This window comes from Brachyspira suanatina, from assembly GCF_001049755.1.
Lineage (GTDB): Bacteria > Spirochaetota > Brachyspiria > Brachyspirales > Brachyspiraceae > Brachyspira > Brachyspira suanatina.
In genome coordinates, this window is record NZ_CVLB01000001.1 from 1,665,226 (window position 1) to 1,683,755 (window position 18,530).

The following is an 18,530-nucleotide window of genomic DNA, read 5'->3' on the forward strand; positions in this document are numbered from 1 at the left end:
AATATTAAACGGAAAATTACAATGATATTAAATTTAAATAAATTCGGAAAGTTTAAAAATAAATCTTTTGAAATATCTGATAATCTTACACTATTTTACGGAGAAAATGAATCAGGTAAAACTACTATATTTGATTCTTTGATGTTATTATTTTCAGAAAACAAAAAAACTTCATCATTCGCAAAACAAATAAAATTACGATACGGCGATGATATAGATATAAATACAGAACCAGAAATAGATGAAAGTATAAAACTTCATCCTCAATCATATAATAATTTATACTCTATAAGACAAAGCGAAATAATATTTGAAATGTCCGACAGTAAAAAAGATTCTAAAGATTGGGAAAGTGAGATAAAGAAAAAATTATTTGCTTCAGATATAGATGTAGGCAAAATAATATCAGAAATAAAAGCTGAACATTCTGGAAAATCACAAACTGCAATACCTGCACAATTAAAAAATACAAAATACAGAAATGAAGAAATAGAAGAAGAACTTAATGATTTATACAGTAAAGCTGATACAGAAGTTAATAAAAAAGATAAATTAAAAGAACTTGATGAATTATTAAAAGAAAGCAATAATATTTTAAAAGAAAAAATTGATGAATACAATAAATTAAATGCTGTAAGAGAAGAAAAAAATAAAGCAAAAGAAAAAAATCATTTATTAAATATCAATACAATGATACATGATTTTTATAAAAAGGATCAATTCATAAAAGAGAATATCAATTTAAGAGATGATCATTCAAAAACTATCAATGCTCTAAGCGGAAAAATAGATGAAAGCGAAAATAAAATTTCATATTTAAAAGGAAAAATAGAATCTCTTCAAAAATCTTCAGAAGAAAAAAATAAAACAGATTATCAAAGCATAATGCTTAGAATAGATAAAGCAATAAAAAAAATAGATGCTTTAAAAGAAAAAAATAATAAAATACCAAAGATAGTATTTTTGGCAGCTGTTGTTTTAGTATCAGCATTGCTTAGTTTATATTTCAAAAATCCGTATTGGTTTTTAATAATACTTCCTTCAATACCATTCTTACTCATCAAAGAAGGTAAAAATGATAAATCTATAAATGATATATTAGACTCTCTTCCTGAACTAGATATAAACTCTGACAATTTAGAACTATCCGCTTTAAAAGATATATTACTTAGAGAATTGGCAAAAATAGAATTAATACTTGAAAAAAATGATGATGAAGAATTAGAAAATTATAAAAAAGAATTGGAAGAAGCTGTAATTAATTTAGAAAATCATCAAAAAGAATTAAATAATTTCTTTAATAAACTAAATGTAAAAAACAAAGAAAATTATTATGAAATAAAAAGTAATTTTGATAATGTATACAAAAGCACTGAAGAATTATTTAAAAAACTAATGATAGAAGCAAAAAAATTCGGATTCAAAGATATAAAAACATTAGAAGCTAATTGTAATAGAATATTAAAAGAGCTTGATGAAAAAGGAGTCAATCCTGATGATTTTAATGAAATGGAAATGAAAGCATTAGAAAATAAATTAAGAGAATTAGAAAGAGAAATCAATTCTATAAAAGAAAATATGAATAAAGTTATATCTAATGCTTCATATATTCAGGGGGAGCTTAACAGCAGCGATGATGTTCACAAAGAAATAATAAATCTTGAGAGTGAGTTTGCAGAAAATAATGAAGAGATAAAAAATTTAAACAAAAGAAAAAAAGCATTAGAACTTCTTGAAAATATGCTTTCAAAAATAAATAAAAAAAATGATGATATATTCAATTCTCTTTCAAACGATGCAGAACTTCTATATAATCATATAACAGGTAAAAGTCTATCTGATAATGGAATTTCAATGTCTGGATTCGATAAAAATAAAATAATTGTAAAAGATAAGCAAAATGAAATGAGAAATGTAGAATTATTATCTTCTGCCACAAAAGATGCTGTTTATATAGCTATGCGTCTATCTATACTTTCTAAAATACATGAAAAAGGAAGATTAATACTATTAGATGATCCATTTATAACATTTGATAATAAAAGAACAAAAGAAGCATTATCATTTATAAGAGAATATTCAAAAAAATATAATATTCCTATAGCAATATTCACAAAAGATATATTCATAAGAGATATTATGAAAAATTATGAAGAAGCTATTATACATGAATTATCTTAATCATATTTATTACCTTTCATAGTATTGTATTTTTATTAATTTTTTTATAAAATATATATAATAATCTTATACAAATATCGGCGGAATTATGAAAAGAATAGGTATATATATAGACTTAGAAAATGTATCACATTTAAGCTATGAAGTTAATTTTGAACAAATGTTTAATAATATATTTTCTTTTTATAAGAATAATTTAAAAGATAAAGAAATACTATATTCTATAAAAAAAGCTTATGGTGATGCAAAATCTATAAAAAAATATTCTAAAAAACTAAGAGATATGCATATAGATATCGTTTATTCTGTGCCTGTTAATAAAGCTAAAAATATGGCTGATATGATATCATCAATAGATGCATTTGAAGATTTTGTAATAAATAAAAAAATTGATATAGTAATATTTGTAAGCAGAGATGTTGATTATACTGTAGTTATGGATAGACTTTCAAGATATGGCGCCATTGTTGGAATAGTAACAGTATTTGATAATTCTAAAAGAAATATATTCAAAAATTCATGCAATCATATATTCAAAATTGAGGATTATAAATTAGCAGAAAAACATGAAAATGAAACTAAGAAAGAAGAAAATAATATAGATAAAATAGAATTTTTAACTTTCTTTTATAATAGAGTACTAGAAATATATAATATACAAAATACAGAAACAGTAAAGATGTCAATATCAGATATATGCAATAAAATAAATGAAGACTTTAATTTTGACAAAGGTAAAAGTGCTATAGAACAAACACAATTCAAAAAAATGAAAAATGTTCTTAAATATTTAAATCATAATGGAATAGAAACTGCAATTAATAATGATGATTTTTATATTAATCAAATAAATACATTCAAAAATGTAATGTCTAAAATTTTGAATTTAACCAGTTGTGAAATTAGCGAGAAAAATTTCATATTAGCTTTCAAAGAAATAATTTCTAATTATGAAGAAAATGCTGTTATTTCTCTTGCTAACACTATGAATGAGATAAATAAAAAATTTAAAATAGGCAATAATTCTAGTGCTGTAAAAAATACAAAATTTAAAAAACCAAGTAAATTTATAGACTATATAATTAAAAAGGATATTCCTATTGAACTTACAAATAAAGGAAACAGTTTTATGATGAAAGATAAAAACAAAGTATTAGAAATATTAGAAAATATACATAATGAATAACAATAATATTAAGGAAATGAATATGTCAAATATAACAGTTATCGGAATGGGATTAATGGGCGGTTCTTTAATTAAAGCATTAAAGTTAAGCAATCAAAATTACAATATATATGCCATAGATACAAATAAAGAAAATATAGAATCAGCTTTAAAAGAAGATTATATATTAAAAGGATATTCTAATTATGATAATATAAAAGAGCTTATTGAACTATCTGATATTATTATGATATGCACAATTCCGTCAATAGCAATAGATATAATAAATAAATATAAACATTTAATTGATAATAGTAAAATATTATCAGATTTCTGCGGAGTTAAAACTGATATTTTTAATAATACAAAAGATAAAAAATATGTTGGGCTTCATACTATGGCTGGTAAGGAAAAAGGCGGATATATAAACTCCTCTGAAACTCTTTTCAAAAACTCAAATGCCATAATAGTAAATAATGAAAATGCCAATGAAAATGATATAAATATAATAGAAAAACTTTCAAAGGATATAGGCTGCTTAAAAATAAAAAAAACAACAGCACAAAAACATGATGAAATGATAGCTTTTACTAGTCAGCTTATGCATATAGTGGCATGCGGTATAGTTAATCATGATCATTTTTTGCCTTCGATTGGATTTGAAGGAAACAGCTTGGGAGATCATACAAGGGTTGGTACAATAGACGCTAATATGTGGAGCGAATTATTTTTATATAACAGTTATTATTTATATGATTCTTTAGATAAATATATTAAATGCTTAAATGATTTCAAAGATGCTTTAAAAAATAAAAATAGAGATGAATTAAAAAGACTTATGCAGCATTCAAATAATACAAAAAAAGAATGGCTGGATTTAAAAAATGAAAATTAAATTATAAAGATATGTTTATATAAACAATATAAATTTAGTGTCTAACAACTTTAACTGCTAGACACTAAATTTATATTTTTTTATTTTATAATCATTTCTTTTGTAAAGCTATTTAAATTTTTATGCCCATCTTTGGTTACAACTATCAAATCCTCTATTCTTACTCCTGTCTTTTTATCAGCACAATAAATACCTGGCTCTATTGAAAATATCATACCCTCTTTTAATAATGCATGATGAACAGAACTAACATATCCATATTCATGAACATCCATACCTATACAATGACCTGTTCTATGAGTAAAATATTCTCCATATCCATTTTTTGTAATATAAGAACGTGCTTCATTATCTATATCTGAAAATTTTAATCCTTCTTTTACTTTATAAATGGCTCTTTCATTAGCAGTTTTTACTGTATTGTATATTTTTTTAGCTTCATCGTTAGGCTCTCCGAAAAATATAGTCCTAGTCATATCTGAACAATATCCGTCATGCATACATCCCATATCAATAACTAAACATCCATTATCCCCTATTACAGTATTGCCTGTAGAATAATGAGGATTAGTAGCATTCTCTGCAAAAGCTATTATAGGCGTGAATGAAAATCCTCCATCTGCTCCGTTTCTTTTATATATAAGTTTTAATTCTTCTAAAGCATCAATTTCTTTCATACCTACTCTTACAAAATCAATGATATCTTTCATACTTTTATCATTGATTTCTGAAGCTTTAATCATCTTTTTTATCTCTTCTTCATCCTTTTGCATTCTTACATAATCTATGCATGAAGAGGCATTTATATATTTTTTTGCTATATCTAATTCCATCATCTCAAGTAAGAAATTGGAAGTCATAACCTTATCTATACCAATATTTTTATCTTTATGTACAAATTTAGATAATTTTTTTACAGCACTTTCTGTATCTGAATAATATAAAATATCTATATCATTATTATTTAATGGAAAAAGTTGATTATTAATAAGATGAACTTCATTATCCTGATTAATATAAAGTCCTAAAAATCTTTCTCCTGAATGTATATTAATATTTGTAAGATAATATATAGACATTCTGTCTGTTATAACAAATTGATAAATATCTTTTTCTTTCATAGAGTTAATAACTCTGTTTAATCTATTAGTATTCATAAAAAATAATTCCTTTTATAAAAATCAAAAAATTATTAATATATATTATATAATGCAATGTATTATTTGTATATAAACTATTTATTTTTTTCAGGCAAACTAAGCAAAGTCAAAGCAGTCAATGTTAATAATACGCCTATAACAGAAAGTACAGTAGGTATTTCATGATAAAAGAATATTCCGAAAAACATTGCCGCTATAGGTTCGCCTGAAGCCAATATAGAAGCCTTTCCAGCATCCATATGTCCTAAAGCTATAGTAAAAAATGCATAAGGAAATACTGATGTACAAAGAGAATGAAAAAGCATAAAAACCAACATACCAGAACCATTTTCTACTACAACATTTGAAAGTGCTTTCCAATCAGTAAAAGGCAATGATATTATAGCTATACTTATTAATGCATATAAAGTAACTGTTAATGTATTATAATTTTTTATTATAGCAAGTTTAGAAAATATACTGTAAAGTCCGTAAAAAAATGCTCCTAAAAAACCTATAAATATACCGAAATATGTCCAACGCATAGTTTCATTAGTTTCAAGTACTCCGCTTGCAAAGAAACAGCCAAGCAATGCTAATATCATACAAATAATTTTTTTTACAGTGATTTTCTCTTTAAAAAATATATTAGCAAATATCAAAACAAATATAGGAGATAAACTCAAAAGTACAGCAGATAAAGATAATGATAATTGCTTCACTGCCTCATTATAACAAATATTAAGTCCCAATATTCCAAGTATGCCAGCTGAAACGAATATCCATAAATCTTTTAATTTTATTTTTATTAAAGATCTGTCATATAAAAACACACATATAAAAAATATTATGCTTGCTACAATAACTCTTGAAGAAACAACAGTAAAACTATTAATATTCAATTCCATAAGTCTTCTTATAAATATTCCGCCGCCTCCCCAAAATATACCGGATAATATAGGAAGAATAGGTATAAACTTTTTCATAATGAAACAAGACTCCATAAATAATAATTAAAAATTTGAATCAGTATTATATATTAAAAATAATTTTTTTTAATAGTGAATTTCTAAATATTTTTTATATTGAACTGCTTTTTTATTAATACCTGATGTTCTAAAGATGTATAACTTAGAAGCTCAAAAAATGATTTACTTGGAAAAACTGAATATTGAATATATTTATGATAAGGACGAACCAATTTATAATATTTTTTATCTAATAATTTTGAACGTCCTAATGTTAATAAAAATACTCCTACATATTCTCCAACTAATTTTTCTTTATAATCATAATCATCTTTGAAATCATTTACTTTTATTAATGTTTCATCTAAATAATTAAATATTTCATTTTTATAGTTTTCTATACTTTTAGCTAGGCAATTCGCTATAGAAGATAAAAGAATACTATTATTTTCATTTAATATCTTTTTATCATCAAAACTGCTATATATATTCAAAGTATTTATTATTACTTCCCTATTAATAATATTTTTTATAGGAGCATATATTTCAAATAATAATTTCATTGCATCTATATTATTATTAATAATTATATCTGTAATAGTTTCTTCATCTTTTTTAATCAATGATTCTTCTATAATATACCATAAAGGTTTTGAATCAATTATTTTGCATAGAATTTTATTTTTTATATAATCATCATCTATAAGTCTTTTTGCAGATTCGGTATTTAAAGGCATATTAATGGTTTCTAGTTCATAACTTCCAAATAAATTAGGAGCATTATCAACAATCTTTCTTAATACTCTCTTTTGTATATCATTCAAATCTGGATTTATTAATTCTTCTTTTTTCTTTTTATTTGGAAAAACTCTTGTAACGGCTTCTATTAATATATCATCATAACTTTTTTCATCACTATTAATATTACCTGTAACATTACTTTTTGTTTTAATGCCCTCAGTATTTAATAATGTTTCAATATCACTAGAATAAGCCCAAGCATATTTTGCTATATTAGAAAAATTATCGTCCCATACCCAATCAACACCTGCACAATTATTTTCTATTATATACAAAAGCAAATTAGAAATATCTTTATTAAAAATACCAGTATAAGCTAAACAAATTGCTGCAGATCCTCTTACCAAAAGAGATTCGCTGCTATTCATAATATTATAAACTTCTTCAATATGCTTATTAACTTTTAATTTTTTTATGTTATTAATATCATTAATATTTGGATATTCTTTATAATAATCTTTATTAGAAATTTTATAATTATGCTGTGCCGCTATAAAACCTTGTACTAATAAAGTTGAAGCCTGACGAATATAGGCATTATTTTTATTTCCATTTTCTAATTTGAAACATTCATCATAAGAAAAATTCAATATTTCGTCTAAAGAGTTTGGAATAAAACATAATAATCTCATAGCTTCAAGAGAATTGCTTTTATTATAATAATCAAGTATTTCATTTTTATATTTTTTGACAGTACCATAATATTTAGTTTTATAAAAGAATGGCGTATTAATAAAATGCTTTTCTCCCAATGCTATTCTTGCTAAAAATATACATGCCAATTCTGAAGCATTATTATTGAACTTCAGTAAATCTGCTAAATAAGAAACAGCCATCTTTGAAGATTTATAAACACTTCCTTGATGGGTAGTTGCTGCATAAAGTCCATACACTCCGAAATTAACATCATTATCATCATCGCTAGTTAAAGCTTCTATATAATAAGGTGTTAAATCTGCTTTGCCGTAAGCATCATAAACATTTCCCCATTTTTCATCATAAAGTCCATTAGGAACATATCTATTTTTTCCAGTTAATGGAGGACGTTCTATTTTATCAAACTGAAATTTAGAATTTTCATCATTATTTATATGATAATTATCCCATTTTGGAAGAGATTCCATACTCATAATAATTTATGCTCCTTACAAAATTTAATTGCTGCTTCAAAATTTTTATTCGCTAATTCTAATACATAATCTTTAAATTCATTTAAATTATCTTCATCTTCTAAAGCTAACTCATAAGATTTATTTATATCTTCAAATGCTTCATCATTTAATTTTTTGAAATCATCAATATTTTTTTGAGCAACTTCAAGTTTAATTTCTGCCCTATTAAAATATAAAAGCCAATACTCACTATCTAACTCAATAGCTTTATCGCAATCTTTAATAGCTTCCTCGTTTTTATTTAAGTTATATAAAACAATAGCCCTATTTCCATAAGCCTCTATATAATACTCATCTATCTCTAATACTTTATTATAAAGATTTAAAGCCTTCTCATAATTTTCATTAGTATTATAATATAATGCCTTATTATAATAAGCATTTATATTATTATCAATTTCTATAGCTTTATCATAATCTGCTATAATATCTTCTTCATTATAATTTAGTTCATTTTTTGCATTTCCTCTGCTATTATAGGCATTACTGTACTTAGGATTTATTTCAATAGCTTTATCGTAATCATCTAATGCATTTTTATAATCTTCTAAATTAGATTTTGAAAGTCCTCTATTATAGTAAAGTTCTGCATCATTTTTATTTAATTTTATAGCACAAGTAAAATCTTCAATAGCCTTTTCAAATTCTCCTAATGCTCCATAACATAAGCCTCTATTATTATAAACATCGCTAATGGTATTATCAAGTTTTATACTTTTAGTGTAATCTTTAATGGCTTTCTCATAATCACCAATATCATATTCAGTTAAACCCTTATTATAATATATATCTGCATTATTATTATCTAATTTCAAAGCAGTATTAAAATCTTTTAATGCAGCTTTATATTTACCTAGCTTGTTCTTTGCAAGTCCTCTGCAATTATAAATTTCCGCATTATCTCCATTATAAAATATTAGTTTATCATAATATTCTATTGACTTTTCATAATTTCCTGCATCGAATGCTTCATTTGCTAATTTGTAAAAATCATCAATCATACTTTATCCTTTAAAAATTATTATAACTCTTTTACTAAACCGCACATAGAAGATACAAATCTTTTATTCAATTCCAAAGGATTGCTTGGACAATTAAAATCAAAATTATTATCTTCATCTAATTTATAAAATACTGCTCTTTCAATGTCAACATCTTCTTCTTGTACATAACCAACCATCAAATAATTAAAATGAATAACAAACATTATTTTTGCTATTTCATCTTTCAAAGAATATTCAAAAAAAGTTCCAGCATCTAAAACCTCTCCCCTTTTCATATCAAGAGAAGCTGCAAATTTCATTAATGCATAAGGATTAACTTTGTTATCATGATATACTATTTCAAGATTTTTATTTATATCTTTTTCTTCTGGAAGCTCATAAATCATATTAAGCTGTTCTATAGGTTGTGCTATATCATAATCTGATAATTGATTTTTCCATTTCAATAAAATATCATTATCAAGTTCTATAGGGTGAATTAATGTTATATTCTTTTTATCTTTTAATTCATCTTTAAATATATATTCTTCATCATGTACAGTATTAAAAGAACCATCTTCCGTATATCTGAATGACTCTATTAATTTATTATTATCATCATAAATGCCCCATATAAGTTTTTGAGCGAATATATTCATCAAAGGATTATCCACAAATACTTCTTTAAATCCTTTATAGCTCCATTTTCTTCCATTTAATAATACTTTTTTCAATCTTATAATTTGATTTTCTACAGTATTTTTTATAGATTTTTTTAATTCTGTTAATTCTTTTTTTGCTTTTGAAGCTGTATCTTTATCATCTTTAGTATTTGGAGCAGGAAGAGATTTTATTGTTTTATCATTTTGATTATCTTTAATTGATAAACTAAAATCATTGTTTATACTTATAGTAAAAGTTCTTTGAGCCTCTCCTCCATAAGATAAAGTCTTTTGTCCTTTACTGTCAAAATCAAAATTAGGTATTATTTTATCAATAAGTTCATCTCTGCTAATTCCAAGTATAGAAGAAACATTTTCTAATGCAGTTTTAGCAGCATTTTTAACTTGATTATTTTTATACTTTAAAGAAATAGAATCAAGCATAACAAGAACCAATTTATTTCCATTCAATGCCATACATTGTACTATATGTGCTGCTAATGCTCCTCTGGCATTATTAGTTAAATAAGCAACTTCATTTTTTAATTTTAACACTGCTTCATCATCCATATATAAACAGTAAAGAATATATATGTTTTTTAATTCTATAGGATATTTCAAATTAACAAATTCATTATAAATATTTGATAAAGCATTTCTAAAATATTCCATATCAAAATGATTAATTATTTTTTCTATATCTATTAATTTGTTTATTTCTTTTAATGCTATATATTCAGTAAAAATATACTTCATTACTTTTAACGGTACTAATGTTTTTTTATCTTTTAATAATACATTTGATATTTCTTTTTCTATAAAGCTATATTTATTGATTTTTTCTTCATATCCTTCATTATAATATTTATCTACATGAGAGTTTATTTCTTCTATATTTTTAAACTCAAAACTTTCATTAAATCTGCTCATATCCCAAATTCTTATTATGCTTTTTAATGAAGTTTCAAATTCTCCTTTAGCTTTATCAAGTTTCTGAATTAAATCATCTTTTACTTTGCTTTCTGATTTTTCTAATATTTTAATGCATGTCTTTTTTATTTCTTTTGATTTTGATGTTTCAAGAAGTTTTAACACTAATTTATAATTTTCTATTTTACTTTCTTTGTTATATAAAGTATTCAAAAAATGTATGGTGAAATTAATATCCTTAGAAATATTTTTTATAAACTTATCATCATTAATAAACTTATCAATATCTTCTAAATAATTATTGCCTATTTCTATGACATTATATATATTTAATAATGTTTTTTTCTTGTTATCTGCCGAATATATGGCATTTGTATAAATATAGTAAGTTAAATAAATATCTATTATGTTTACTTTATCATTTAGAGTAAATATTTCTTTTACAATATTGAAAACTGTTTTATCATATAAATAATTTCTAGCTGAAATAAAACTATTTATTGTAATATAAGAATATAGAGTGGATTTTATAAAATTTTTAGCCTTATCATTATAATCGTATAATAAAGCAAGCATATAAGTATGATATTCAAATATATTATGTATCAAATATTTATAATCATTATAATCATCATAACATTCAGGAAGCGGATCTAAAAAATTACATAGAAAATCTACTGCCCTATCAACTATATTATGATCTATAATTTCATTTTCTTTTTTATTAAATAAAAATGCAGACATAAGCAAATAAATATCAATACAATTATCTACAAAATGCATGTTATTATATTTTAATTGAGGATTAGAATTATTATAATCAAGCAAAACAGATTCCTGATATAATTTATACATATTATAGAAATTATCTTTATCATCATTATATAATGATTCTATTAATTCCAATTTTATACTTTGAGAATTAGATTTAAATAAATAAAATATTTTCTGTAATATTTCAAGAAGCTCATTAATAAATGTATATGTTAAAGTTACATTATTATATTTATTATCTGATGTGGTGTAATTAATATCTATTATATATCTTATAAAATATTCACTCTTATAAAAGACATTAATATCCTTCATAAATAAAGCTGACGAACCTTTATTATTTGATAAAATTTCTAAAAACTTATTTTTTATTTCCTCTGATACATCAATAATTAAAAATAAAGAACATAAAATATTTCTAATGATTATATTTTCATTATTTTCTATTTTGGAAATTATAGATAATAATTTAAAAGCCAAGTTTTTATCTTTGGTATGTATTATTAATTGAGATAAAATATATAATGGACAATATATTTGATAATCTTTATATTCATCGATTATTTCATCATCAGTTTTATTTTTTATTTCTTCTATAAATCTATTAAAAGAATTTTTTATTTTATTATCTATTTTTACCAAATCCTTAAAAATTAAATTATAACATTTTAAAAAATCTATAAAAAAATGAATTCCTATAATATTTTCTTTGTTTTCAAAAATATAATAAAGAAATCCATTTTTTACAGAATCATCTAAATAATAAAATCTTATAATATTATAAGTATTATTTTCTCTATATTCATAATTATTATGTATATAAAGAATAAGCAGTCTTTTATATGATTCTCTCTCATCTTGTCGGCATTTACTTAAATCATTAATAAAAGCATCAAAATCATTTCTATTCATTATAGAATGAACTCTTTCAGGTACTTCATCAGTTTTTAAATACACATAATCTTCAATAGTATGTCTAATCTCATTTGAAATATCTTTATTATTTGTAACTTTTTTTATATGGCTTTCTATGCTTCCCATAATTTATCCTTATATAGTCTGAATAATACAAAAAATATATAATAAAACTATTTTTTAATCAATTTTATTGTTATTAAGATATGTTATAAGTGTTAACTGATTAATTAAGATTTTATTGAAATTTAAAAGAATTATTTAAAAAAAATAAACCGCTTTTGTGGGATGAACAAAGCGGCTTATTACAAATATAGTTATTGGGGGGTAGTCCAATCAACTAAATATATTATCGGACGCTTGGAAATTAACTTTAGTATTTTTATAAAAAATATTAATATTGATTTTTTTTATTACTTTTTATCATAAAAATATTAATTTACAATTAAGTAGTAGAATATGAAATCAAAAAATAATGAGTCTAGAGAAAGTTGGGAATTTGTATTAGATACTACAAAACAACTAGAGATAGAAAAACTTATAAAAATTTGAATGATGCAAATAAAACTCAAAATTCTAATAAAAAAAATAAATAAAAAATGGACTTTTCATCTTTAATAACTGATATAATATTTATTTTTCCTGGATTTATTATTATAACTGTTAAAAATTTATTTACTTATGTAAAAAAACTAGCAATTTTTCAAAAATACTTCAATCATTAATTACTACAATTTGTGTATGGTATATTATTATAATAATATCTTATTTCAATAATACTGTAAATAGTATTTTAAATATATTATTAAAATTAGAAAAAACTAACTTTTTAGAAAATAAATTTAAAATTTTTACTTTTTTATTATAGTTTATTCATCATCTTTTATATTAGGATTATTAATAGGTTACTTATTTTATAGATTAAAAAAGATAAGAAAATTGTGTGATGAAATATATTATAAAATTTTCTAAAAAAACCATTTACATATATTTTTGAACATATATTTTATGAAGCTAGCTTAGATAAAAATAAACAACCATATGTGTTTATAAAAACTATAAGCGGAGAATATATATTTGGATTTATAAAAATAGTAAGTGATAATATAGATGATAGAAGTATATGTATAACTAATGTACATCAAATTAGAAATAACCAATTAATAAAAACGCTATACAACGAAAATAATTTTATTTATATAAAAGAAAGTTCAATAGAATATATTTATATATTAAATGATACTTCAGATTTAGAAAAAATATATAATTATTTAATTAATAAAGATATATAGCTTTAATAAAAAAATGAATAATAATTTGATAGTAATAAAAAACCGTTGGATTCTATTAAAGAATACCAACGGCGATTTTATACATAAGTAAATATTTTTTAAGTCTAATATATTAAGCAAGTGCTTTTTTAGCTACTTCAACTACAGCCTCAAATGCTTTATAATCATCGATAGCTAAATTAGATAAAGCTTTTCTATCAATAATAACATTAGCTTTTTTAAGTCCGTTAATGAACTTGCTGTAAGATATACCTAAAGGTCTGCAAGCTGCATTGATTCTTAACGTCCATAAACGTCTCATCATTCTTTTTTTCTGTCTTCTATCACGATAAGCGTATTTTAAGCCTCTTATTACAGCTTCTTTAGCTTGTTTCATTTGCTTACTATGAGAACCATAGTAACCTTTAGCCATATTTAATATTTTTTTTACTTTTTTCTTTCTTACTACACCGCTAACTGCTCTCATTCTAGTCTCCTTTTATTATCTGCCATAAGGCATTAATCTTGGCATTTCTAACATATTAGTATCATCTGCTATTCTAGCCTTACGATACTTTCTTTTAGTGTCAGGTCTTTTGCTTAAGAATTTGTGGCTACCAAATGCATGAGCAAATTTTACTTTACCAGTTTTAGAAAATCTAAAACGTTTTTTTGCACCGCTTTTTGTTTTTAATTTTTGTTTCATAAACTAATATCCTTTTAATTATATTTACTGTATGCTCAAACTATATGTATGATAAGTACATATAGGTAGTGGGCTATTTATTAAAAATAGCTGCTATGCTTCAATTTCATAATTAAAGCAATAATTATTATCCTTCATTAGTTTCAGAAGATTCTTTTTTATTGGCAGAACCTTCAGAATCAGTTTTCTTAACTTTTACAGGGTTAAGTACTGCAGATAAATTCTTACCTTCTAATTTAGCAGGTTTCTCTGTAGCAGCTTCATTCTCTAAATCTTGTATAATCTTATTGATAAGGTCATAGCCGAATTCAGTATGAGCCATTTCCCTACCCCTAAACATTATAGTAATCTTAACCTTATTGCCTTCATCTAAGAATTCACGAATATGCTTCATTTTAAAGTTGTAATCATGTATGCTTATCTGAGGACGCATCTTGATTTCTTTAAGCTGAACTGACTTTTGCTTTTTCTTAGCTTCTTTACTCTTCTTCTGAATATCAAATTTATACTTACCATAATTGATAATCTTACAAACAGGAGGTTCTGCTGTAGGAGCTATCTCCACTAAATCTGAACCTTCACTTTTTGCCAATGCAAGAGCATCTTTAATACTCATTACACCAAGACTCCCTCTCTCATCATGCACAACCCTAACTTCTGGTGCAGTAATAAATTGATTAATTCTCTCTCCTTCTTTTTTTACTGTTGCCATTATTTATCTACCTCATTTAGTAGTAAATATAGAATCATTCATTCTCTCCTTAGATTCTTTTTTGAGTTTTTCTATGAACTCATTTAAATCCATATCTTTAATTTCTTGTGAAGAACGTGTTCTAATAGATAATTTTCCACTAGAAACTTCTTCAGCTCCTATTATAACTGTATATGGAGTTCTTTGCAAGCGATATTTTTTAATCTTAGTACCTAAATTATCATTTGACTCATCAATTTCTACTCTGAATCCTGAATCTTTCAATGCTTTAGCTACTTCATTAACCCTATCAATTTGAGGCTGTTCATTAAGTACATTAACTACAGCTACTTGTAAAGGTGATAACCATAATGGGAATTTACCATTATAGTGTTCAACTAATATACCTATAAAACGTTCCATAGAACCAAGTATAGCTCTGTGAAGCATTACAGGAGTATGTTTTTTACCGTCTTTACCTTCATAGCTAATCTCAAATCTCATAGGAAGTGAGAAATCAACTTGTAAAGTACCGCATTGCCAATTTCTGTCAAGAACATCTTTAATATTGAAATCTATCTTAGGACCATAGAAAGCTCCGTCGCCTTCATTAATCTTATAGCTTATTCTTAATTTGTCTAAAGCATTGATTAATGATTTAGTAGCAAGCTCCCAAATCTCATCGCTTCCGATAGATTTTGCTGGTCTAGTAGAAACAAATATTTCAAAGTTCTCGAAACCAAAGTCTTTATATACAGATAAATAGTATTCAATAGTATTAATAATCTCGTCGCCTAACTGTTCTTCAGTACAGAATATATGAGCATCATCTTGAGTGAAAGCTCTTACTCTGAAAAGTCCATGCAAAGCTCCTGAAAGCTCATGTCTATGAACAAAACCTAATTCAGCAACTCTTAAAGGCAAATCTCTATAACTATGTATGTTAGAATTATAAACAATCAAACCACCTGGACAGTTCATTGGTTTTACAGCATATTTAGTTTCATCAATTTCTGTAAAATACATGTTTTCTTTATAGTTATCCCAGTGTCCGCTTCTATGCCATAATTCTTCATTAAGTATAGCAGGAGTTTTTATTTCAACATATCCGCGTTTTTCATTTTCATTTCTTATATATGATTCAACAGCTTTATAAATAACCATTCCTCTAGGATGCCAGAAAGGAAAACCAGGACCTTCATCATGGAAACTAAATAAGTTTAACTCCTTACCTAATTTTCTATGGTCTCTTTCTTTAGCTTCTTTGAGTTTTTTAAGATATTTATCCAATGATTCTTTACTTTCAAAAGCAGTACCATATATACGTGAAAGCATTTTATTATTAGAATCCCCTCTCCAATAGCTTCCAGCAACAGACATAAGTTTATATGCTTTTAAATAACCTGTTGAAGGAACATGAGGTCCGCGGCAAAGGTCTATAAAATCGCCTTGCTCATAAAAAGATACTGTATCAGCATCTATACCTTCTATAATTTCAACTTTATAAGGTTCATTAGCTTTCTTGAAATATTCTATAGCCTCATTTTTATTCATTACTTTTCTTACTACAGGAATATTCTCTTTGATAATTTTTTTCATTTCATCTTCGATTTTTGGCAAATCTTCTTCAGTGAAAGGCTTTTCAGCATCAAAGTCATAGTAAAAACCGTCTTTGATAGCAGGTCCTATAGTAACTTGAGTATTAGGATAAAGTCTTCTAACTGCCTGAGCCATTAAGTGGCTTGTAGAGTGTCTTAATATTTCAAGTCCCTCATCTGAGGTGGTAAGTATCAATTCTAAATCGCCGTCTGTTTCAGGCGTATATGTAAGGTCAACTTCTGTTCCGTTAAACTTAGCTGCTACTGCATCTTTGGAATCTTTTTTAGCATTTTGTTTAAGGAAGTCTAATAAAGACTCTCCATTGGACAAATCATAAGACTGTCCTAAATAATTAATTTTTGACATTATAACACCTCTTGAATTGATACTTTTATTTACATTTAATAAAAAATTTAATGCAAATATTTTAAACAATTATAACATACATACAAACAATAGTCAACAAATTGATTATACAATTATTAAAATTTCTAAAATTAAACTAATCAATAAAACAAATTTATTAATACATATTTTAAAACAACTATGATAAAAAATTAGGATTTTTATTGAAAATTTATTATATTTACTATATTATTATTAAGTACTTTTTATAATCTTAAAAAAGAATAAGGAGAAAAATATGGTTAAATTCTCAGACTTAGGTCTTGTTAATAGTAGAGAACTTTTTAAAAAAGCTATAGGCGGCGGTTATGCTATACCAGCATTTAACTTTAACAATATGGAACAACTTCAAGCTATAGTACAGGCATGTGTAGAAACTAAAAGCCCTGTTATAATTCAGGTTTCTTCAGGTGCTAGAAAATATGCTAATCAAACATTATTAAGATATATGGCTCAAGGTGCTGTTGAATATGCTAAAGAATTAGGCGTTAATGTACCTATAGTTTTACACTTGGATCATGGCGATAGTTTAGAACTTTGTAAAAGCTGTATTGAATATGGTTTTTCTTCTGTTATGATAGACGGAAGCCATTATGATTATAACAAAAACGTAGAAATTACTAGAAGCGTTGTTGAGTATGCTCATAAATATGATGTTACTGTTGAAGGTGAATTGGGAGTACTTGCTGGTGTTGAAGATGATGTTGTAGCTGAACATCACACTTATACTCAGCCTGAAGAAGTAGAAGACTTCGTTAAAAAAACAGGAGTTGACTCTCTTGCTATTTCTATAGGTACTAGCCATGGTGCTTATAAATTTAAACCTGGTCAAAATCCTCAAATAAGATTAGATATTCTTAAAGAAATTGAGAAAAAAATTCCTGGATTCCCTATCGTACTTCATGGTTCTTCAAGCGTACCTCAAGAGTATGTTAAAATGATCAATGAAAACGGCGGTAAATTAGATGATGCTATAGGTATTCCAGAAGAGCAATTAAGAGAAGCTTCTAAGAGTGCTGTTTGTAAAATCAACATCGACAGCGATTCAAGACTTGCTATGACTGCTGCTATTAGAAAAGTATTCCATGATGATCCTAAAGAATTCGATCCTAGAAAATATTTAGGACCTGCTCGTGATGAAATGAAAAAACTTTATATGCATAAAATAATTAATGTATTAGGTTCAAACGGTAAAATATAATAAAAATTAAAGGAGATATTACTGTGGGAAAACAACATAGAAAAGTAGTTAAACGCAAAAGAGCATTAAGAA

At 24.7% G+C, this 18,530-nt stretch carries 14 protein-coding genes; 5 read left to right on the forward strand and 9 right to left on the reverse strand.

Annotated elements, in window-relative coordinates; genetic code table 11:
- The first annotated feature begins 21 nt into the window (after positions 1 to 21).
- The 3 genes from BRSU_RS07195 (at position 22) to BRSU_RS07205 (ending at position 4,241) form a co-directional block, all read left to right on the forward strand.
- Complete coding sequence (locus tag BRSU_RS07195) at positions 22 to 2,181, forward strand: ATP-binding protein (RefSeq protein ID WP_048594665.1); 2,160 nt, start codon at positions 22 to 24, stop codon at positions 2,179 to 2,181.
- Positions 2,182 to 2,269: 88 nt separating this feature from the next.
- The gene (locus tag BRSU_RS07200) at positions 2,270 to 3,367 is read left to right on the forward strand and encodes an NYN domain-containing protein (RefSeq protein ID WP_048594667.1); all 1,098 of its coding nucleotides are present in this window, start codon (positions 2,270 to 2,272) and stop codon (positions 3,365 to 3,367) included.
- 22 nt (positions 3,368 to 3,389) lie between these two features.
- Positions 3,390 to 4,241 (forward strand): prephenate dehydrogenase, encoded by an 852-nt coding sequence (locus BRSU_RS07205; RefSeq protein WP_048595148.1) that lies wholly within the window; start codon positions 3,390 to 3,392, stop codon positions 4,239 to 4,241.
- An 80-nt stretch (positions 4,242 to 4,321) separates the two neighbouring features.
- Here BRSU_RS07205 and BRSU_RS07210 read toward each other — a convergent pair whose 3' ends face one another.
- The 5 genes from BRSU_RS07210 to BRSU_RS07230 form a co-directional block, all read right to left on the reverse strand.
- Positions 4,322 to 5,398 (reverse strand): M24 family metallopeptidase, encoded by a 1,077-nt coding sequence (locus tag BRSU_RS07210; protein ID WP_048594668.1) that lies wholly within the window; start codon positions 5,396 to 5,398, stop codon positions 4,322 to 4,324.
- A gap of 77 nt (positions 5,399 to 5,475) precedes the next feature.
- The gene (locus BRSU_RS07215) at positions 5,476 to 6,366 is read right to left on the reverse strand and encodes a DMT family transporter (RefSeq protein WP_048594670.1); all 891 of its coding nucleotides are present in this window, start codon (positions 6,364 to 6,366) and stop codon (positions 5,476 to 5,478) included.
- An 83-nt stretch (positions 6,367 to 6,449) separates the two neighbouring features.
- On the reverse strand, positions 6,450 to 8,279 hold the full coding sequence (locus tag BRSU_RS07220; protein WP_048594672.1) for a hypothetical protein: 1,830 nt from the start codon (positions 8,277 to 8,279) through the stop codon (positions 6,450 to 6,452).
- Positions 8,276 to 9,322, reverse strand: coding sequence for a tetratricopeptide repeat protein (locus tag BRSU_RS07225; protein ID WP_048594674.1), 1,047 nt, complete (start codon positions 9,320 to 9,322; stop codon positions 8,276 to 8,278). The genes BRSU_RS07220 and BRSU_RS07225 overlap by 4 nt, the downstream gene beginning before the upstream one ends.
- Positions 9,323 to 9,342: 20 nt before the next feature.
- Positions 9,343 to 12,711 (reverse strand): DUF4132 domain-containing protein, encoded by a 3,369-nt coding sequence (locus BRSU_RS07230; RefSeq protein ID WP_048594676.1) that lies wholly within the window; start codon positions 12,709 to 12,711, stop codon positions 9,343 to 9,345.
- A gap of 917 nt (positions 12,712 to 13,628) precedes the next feature.
- Here BRSU_RS07230 and BRSU_RS14810 point away from each other — a divergent pair.
- Positions 13,629 to 13,877, forward strand: coding sequence for a hypothetical protein (locus BRSU_RS14810; protein WP_245158061.1), 249 nt, complete (start codon positions 13,629 to 13,631; stop codon positions 13,875 to 13,877).
- 112 nt (positions 13,878 to 13,989) lie between these two features.
- On the opposite strand, the gene rplT is transcribed toward BRSU_RS14810, so the two are convergent.
- The 4 genes from rplT to thrS form a co-directional block, all read right to left on the reverse strand.
- Entirely contained in the window at positions 13,990 to 14,343 is a 354-nt protein-coding gene (gene rplT, locus BRSU_RS07240) for a 50S ribosomal protein L20 (protein ID WP_012670268.1), read from the reverse strand.
- A gap of 15 nt (positions 14,344 to 14,358) precedes the next feature.
- Positions 14,359 to 14,562 (reverse strand): 50S ribosomal protein L35, encoded by a 204-nt coding sequence (gene rpmI / locus BRSU_RS07245; RefSeq protein ID WP_008725923.1) that lies wholly within the window; start codon positions 14,560 to 14,562, stop codon positions 14,359 to 14,361.
- 127 nt (positions 14,563 to 14,689) lie between these two features.
- Positions 14,690 to 15,274, reverse strand: a complete 585-nt coding sequence (infC, locus tag BRSU_RS07250; RefSeq protein WP_012670269.1) for a translation initiation factor IF-3 — start codon at positions 15,272 to 15,274, stop codon at positions 14,690 to 14,692.
- A 12-nt stretch (positions 15,275 to 15,286) separates the two neighbouring features.
- Complete coding sequence (gene thrS / locus BRSU_RS07255; protein WP_048594678.1) at positions 15,287 to 17,218, reverse strand: threonine--tRNA ligase; 1,932 nt, start codon at positions 17,216 to 17,218, stop codon at positions 15,287 to 15,289.
- A gap of 277 nt (positions 17,219 to 17,495) precedes the next feature.
- Between thrS and BRSU_RS07260 the strand changes: the two genes are divergently transcribed.
- Positions 17,496 to 18,458, forward strand: a complete 963-nt coding sequence (locus tag BRSU_RS07260; RefSeq protein ID WP_048594680.1) for a class II fructose-bisphosphate aldolase — start codon at positions 17,496 to 17,498, stop codon at positions 18,456 to 18,458.
- Positions 18,459 to 18,530: the final 72 nt, after the last annotated feature.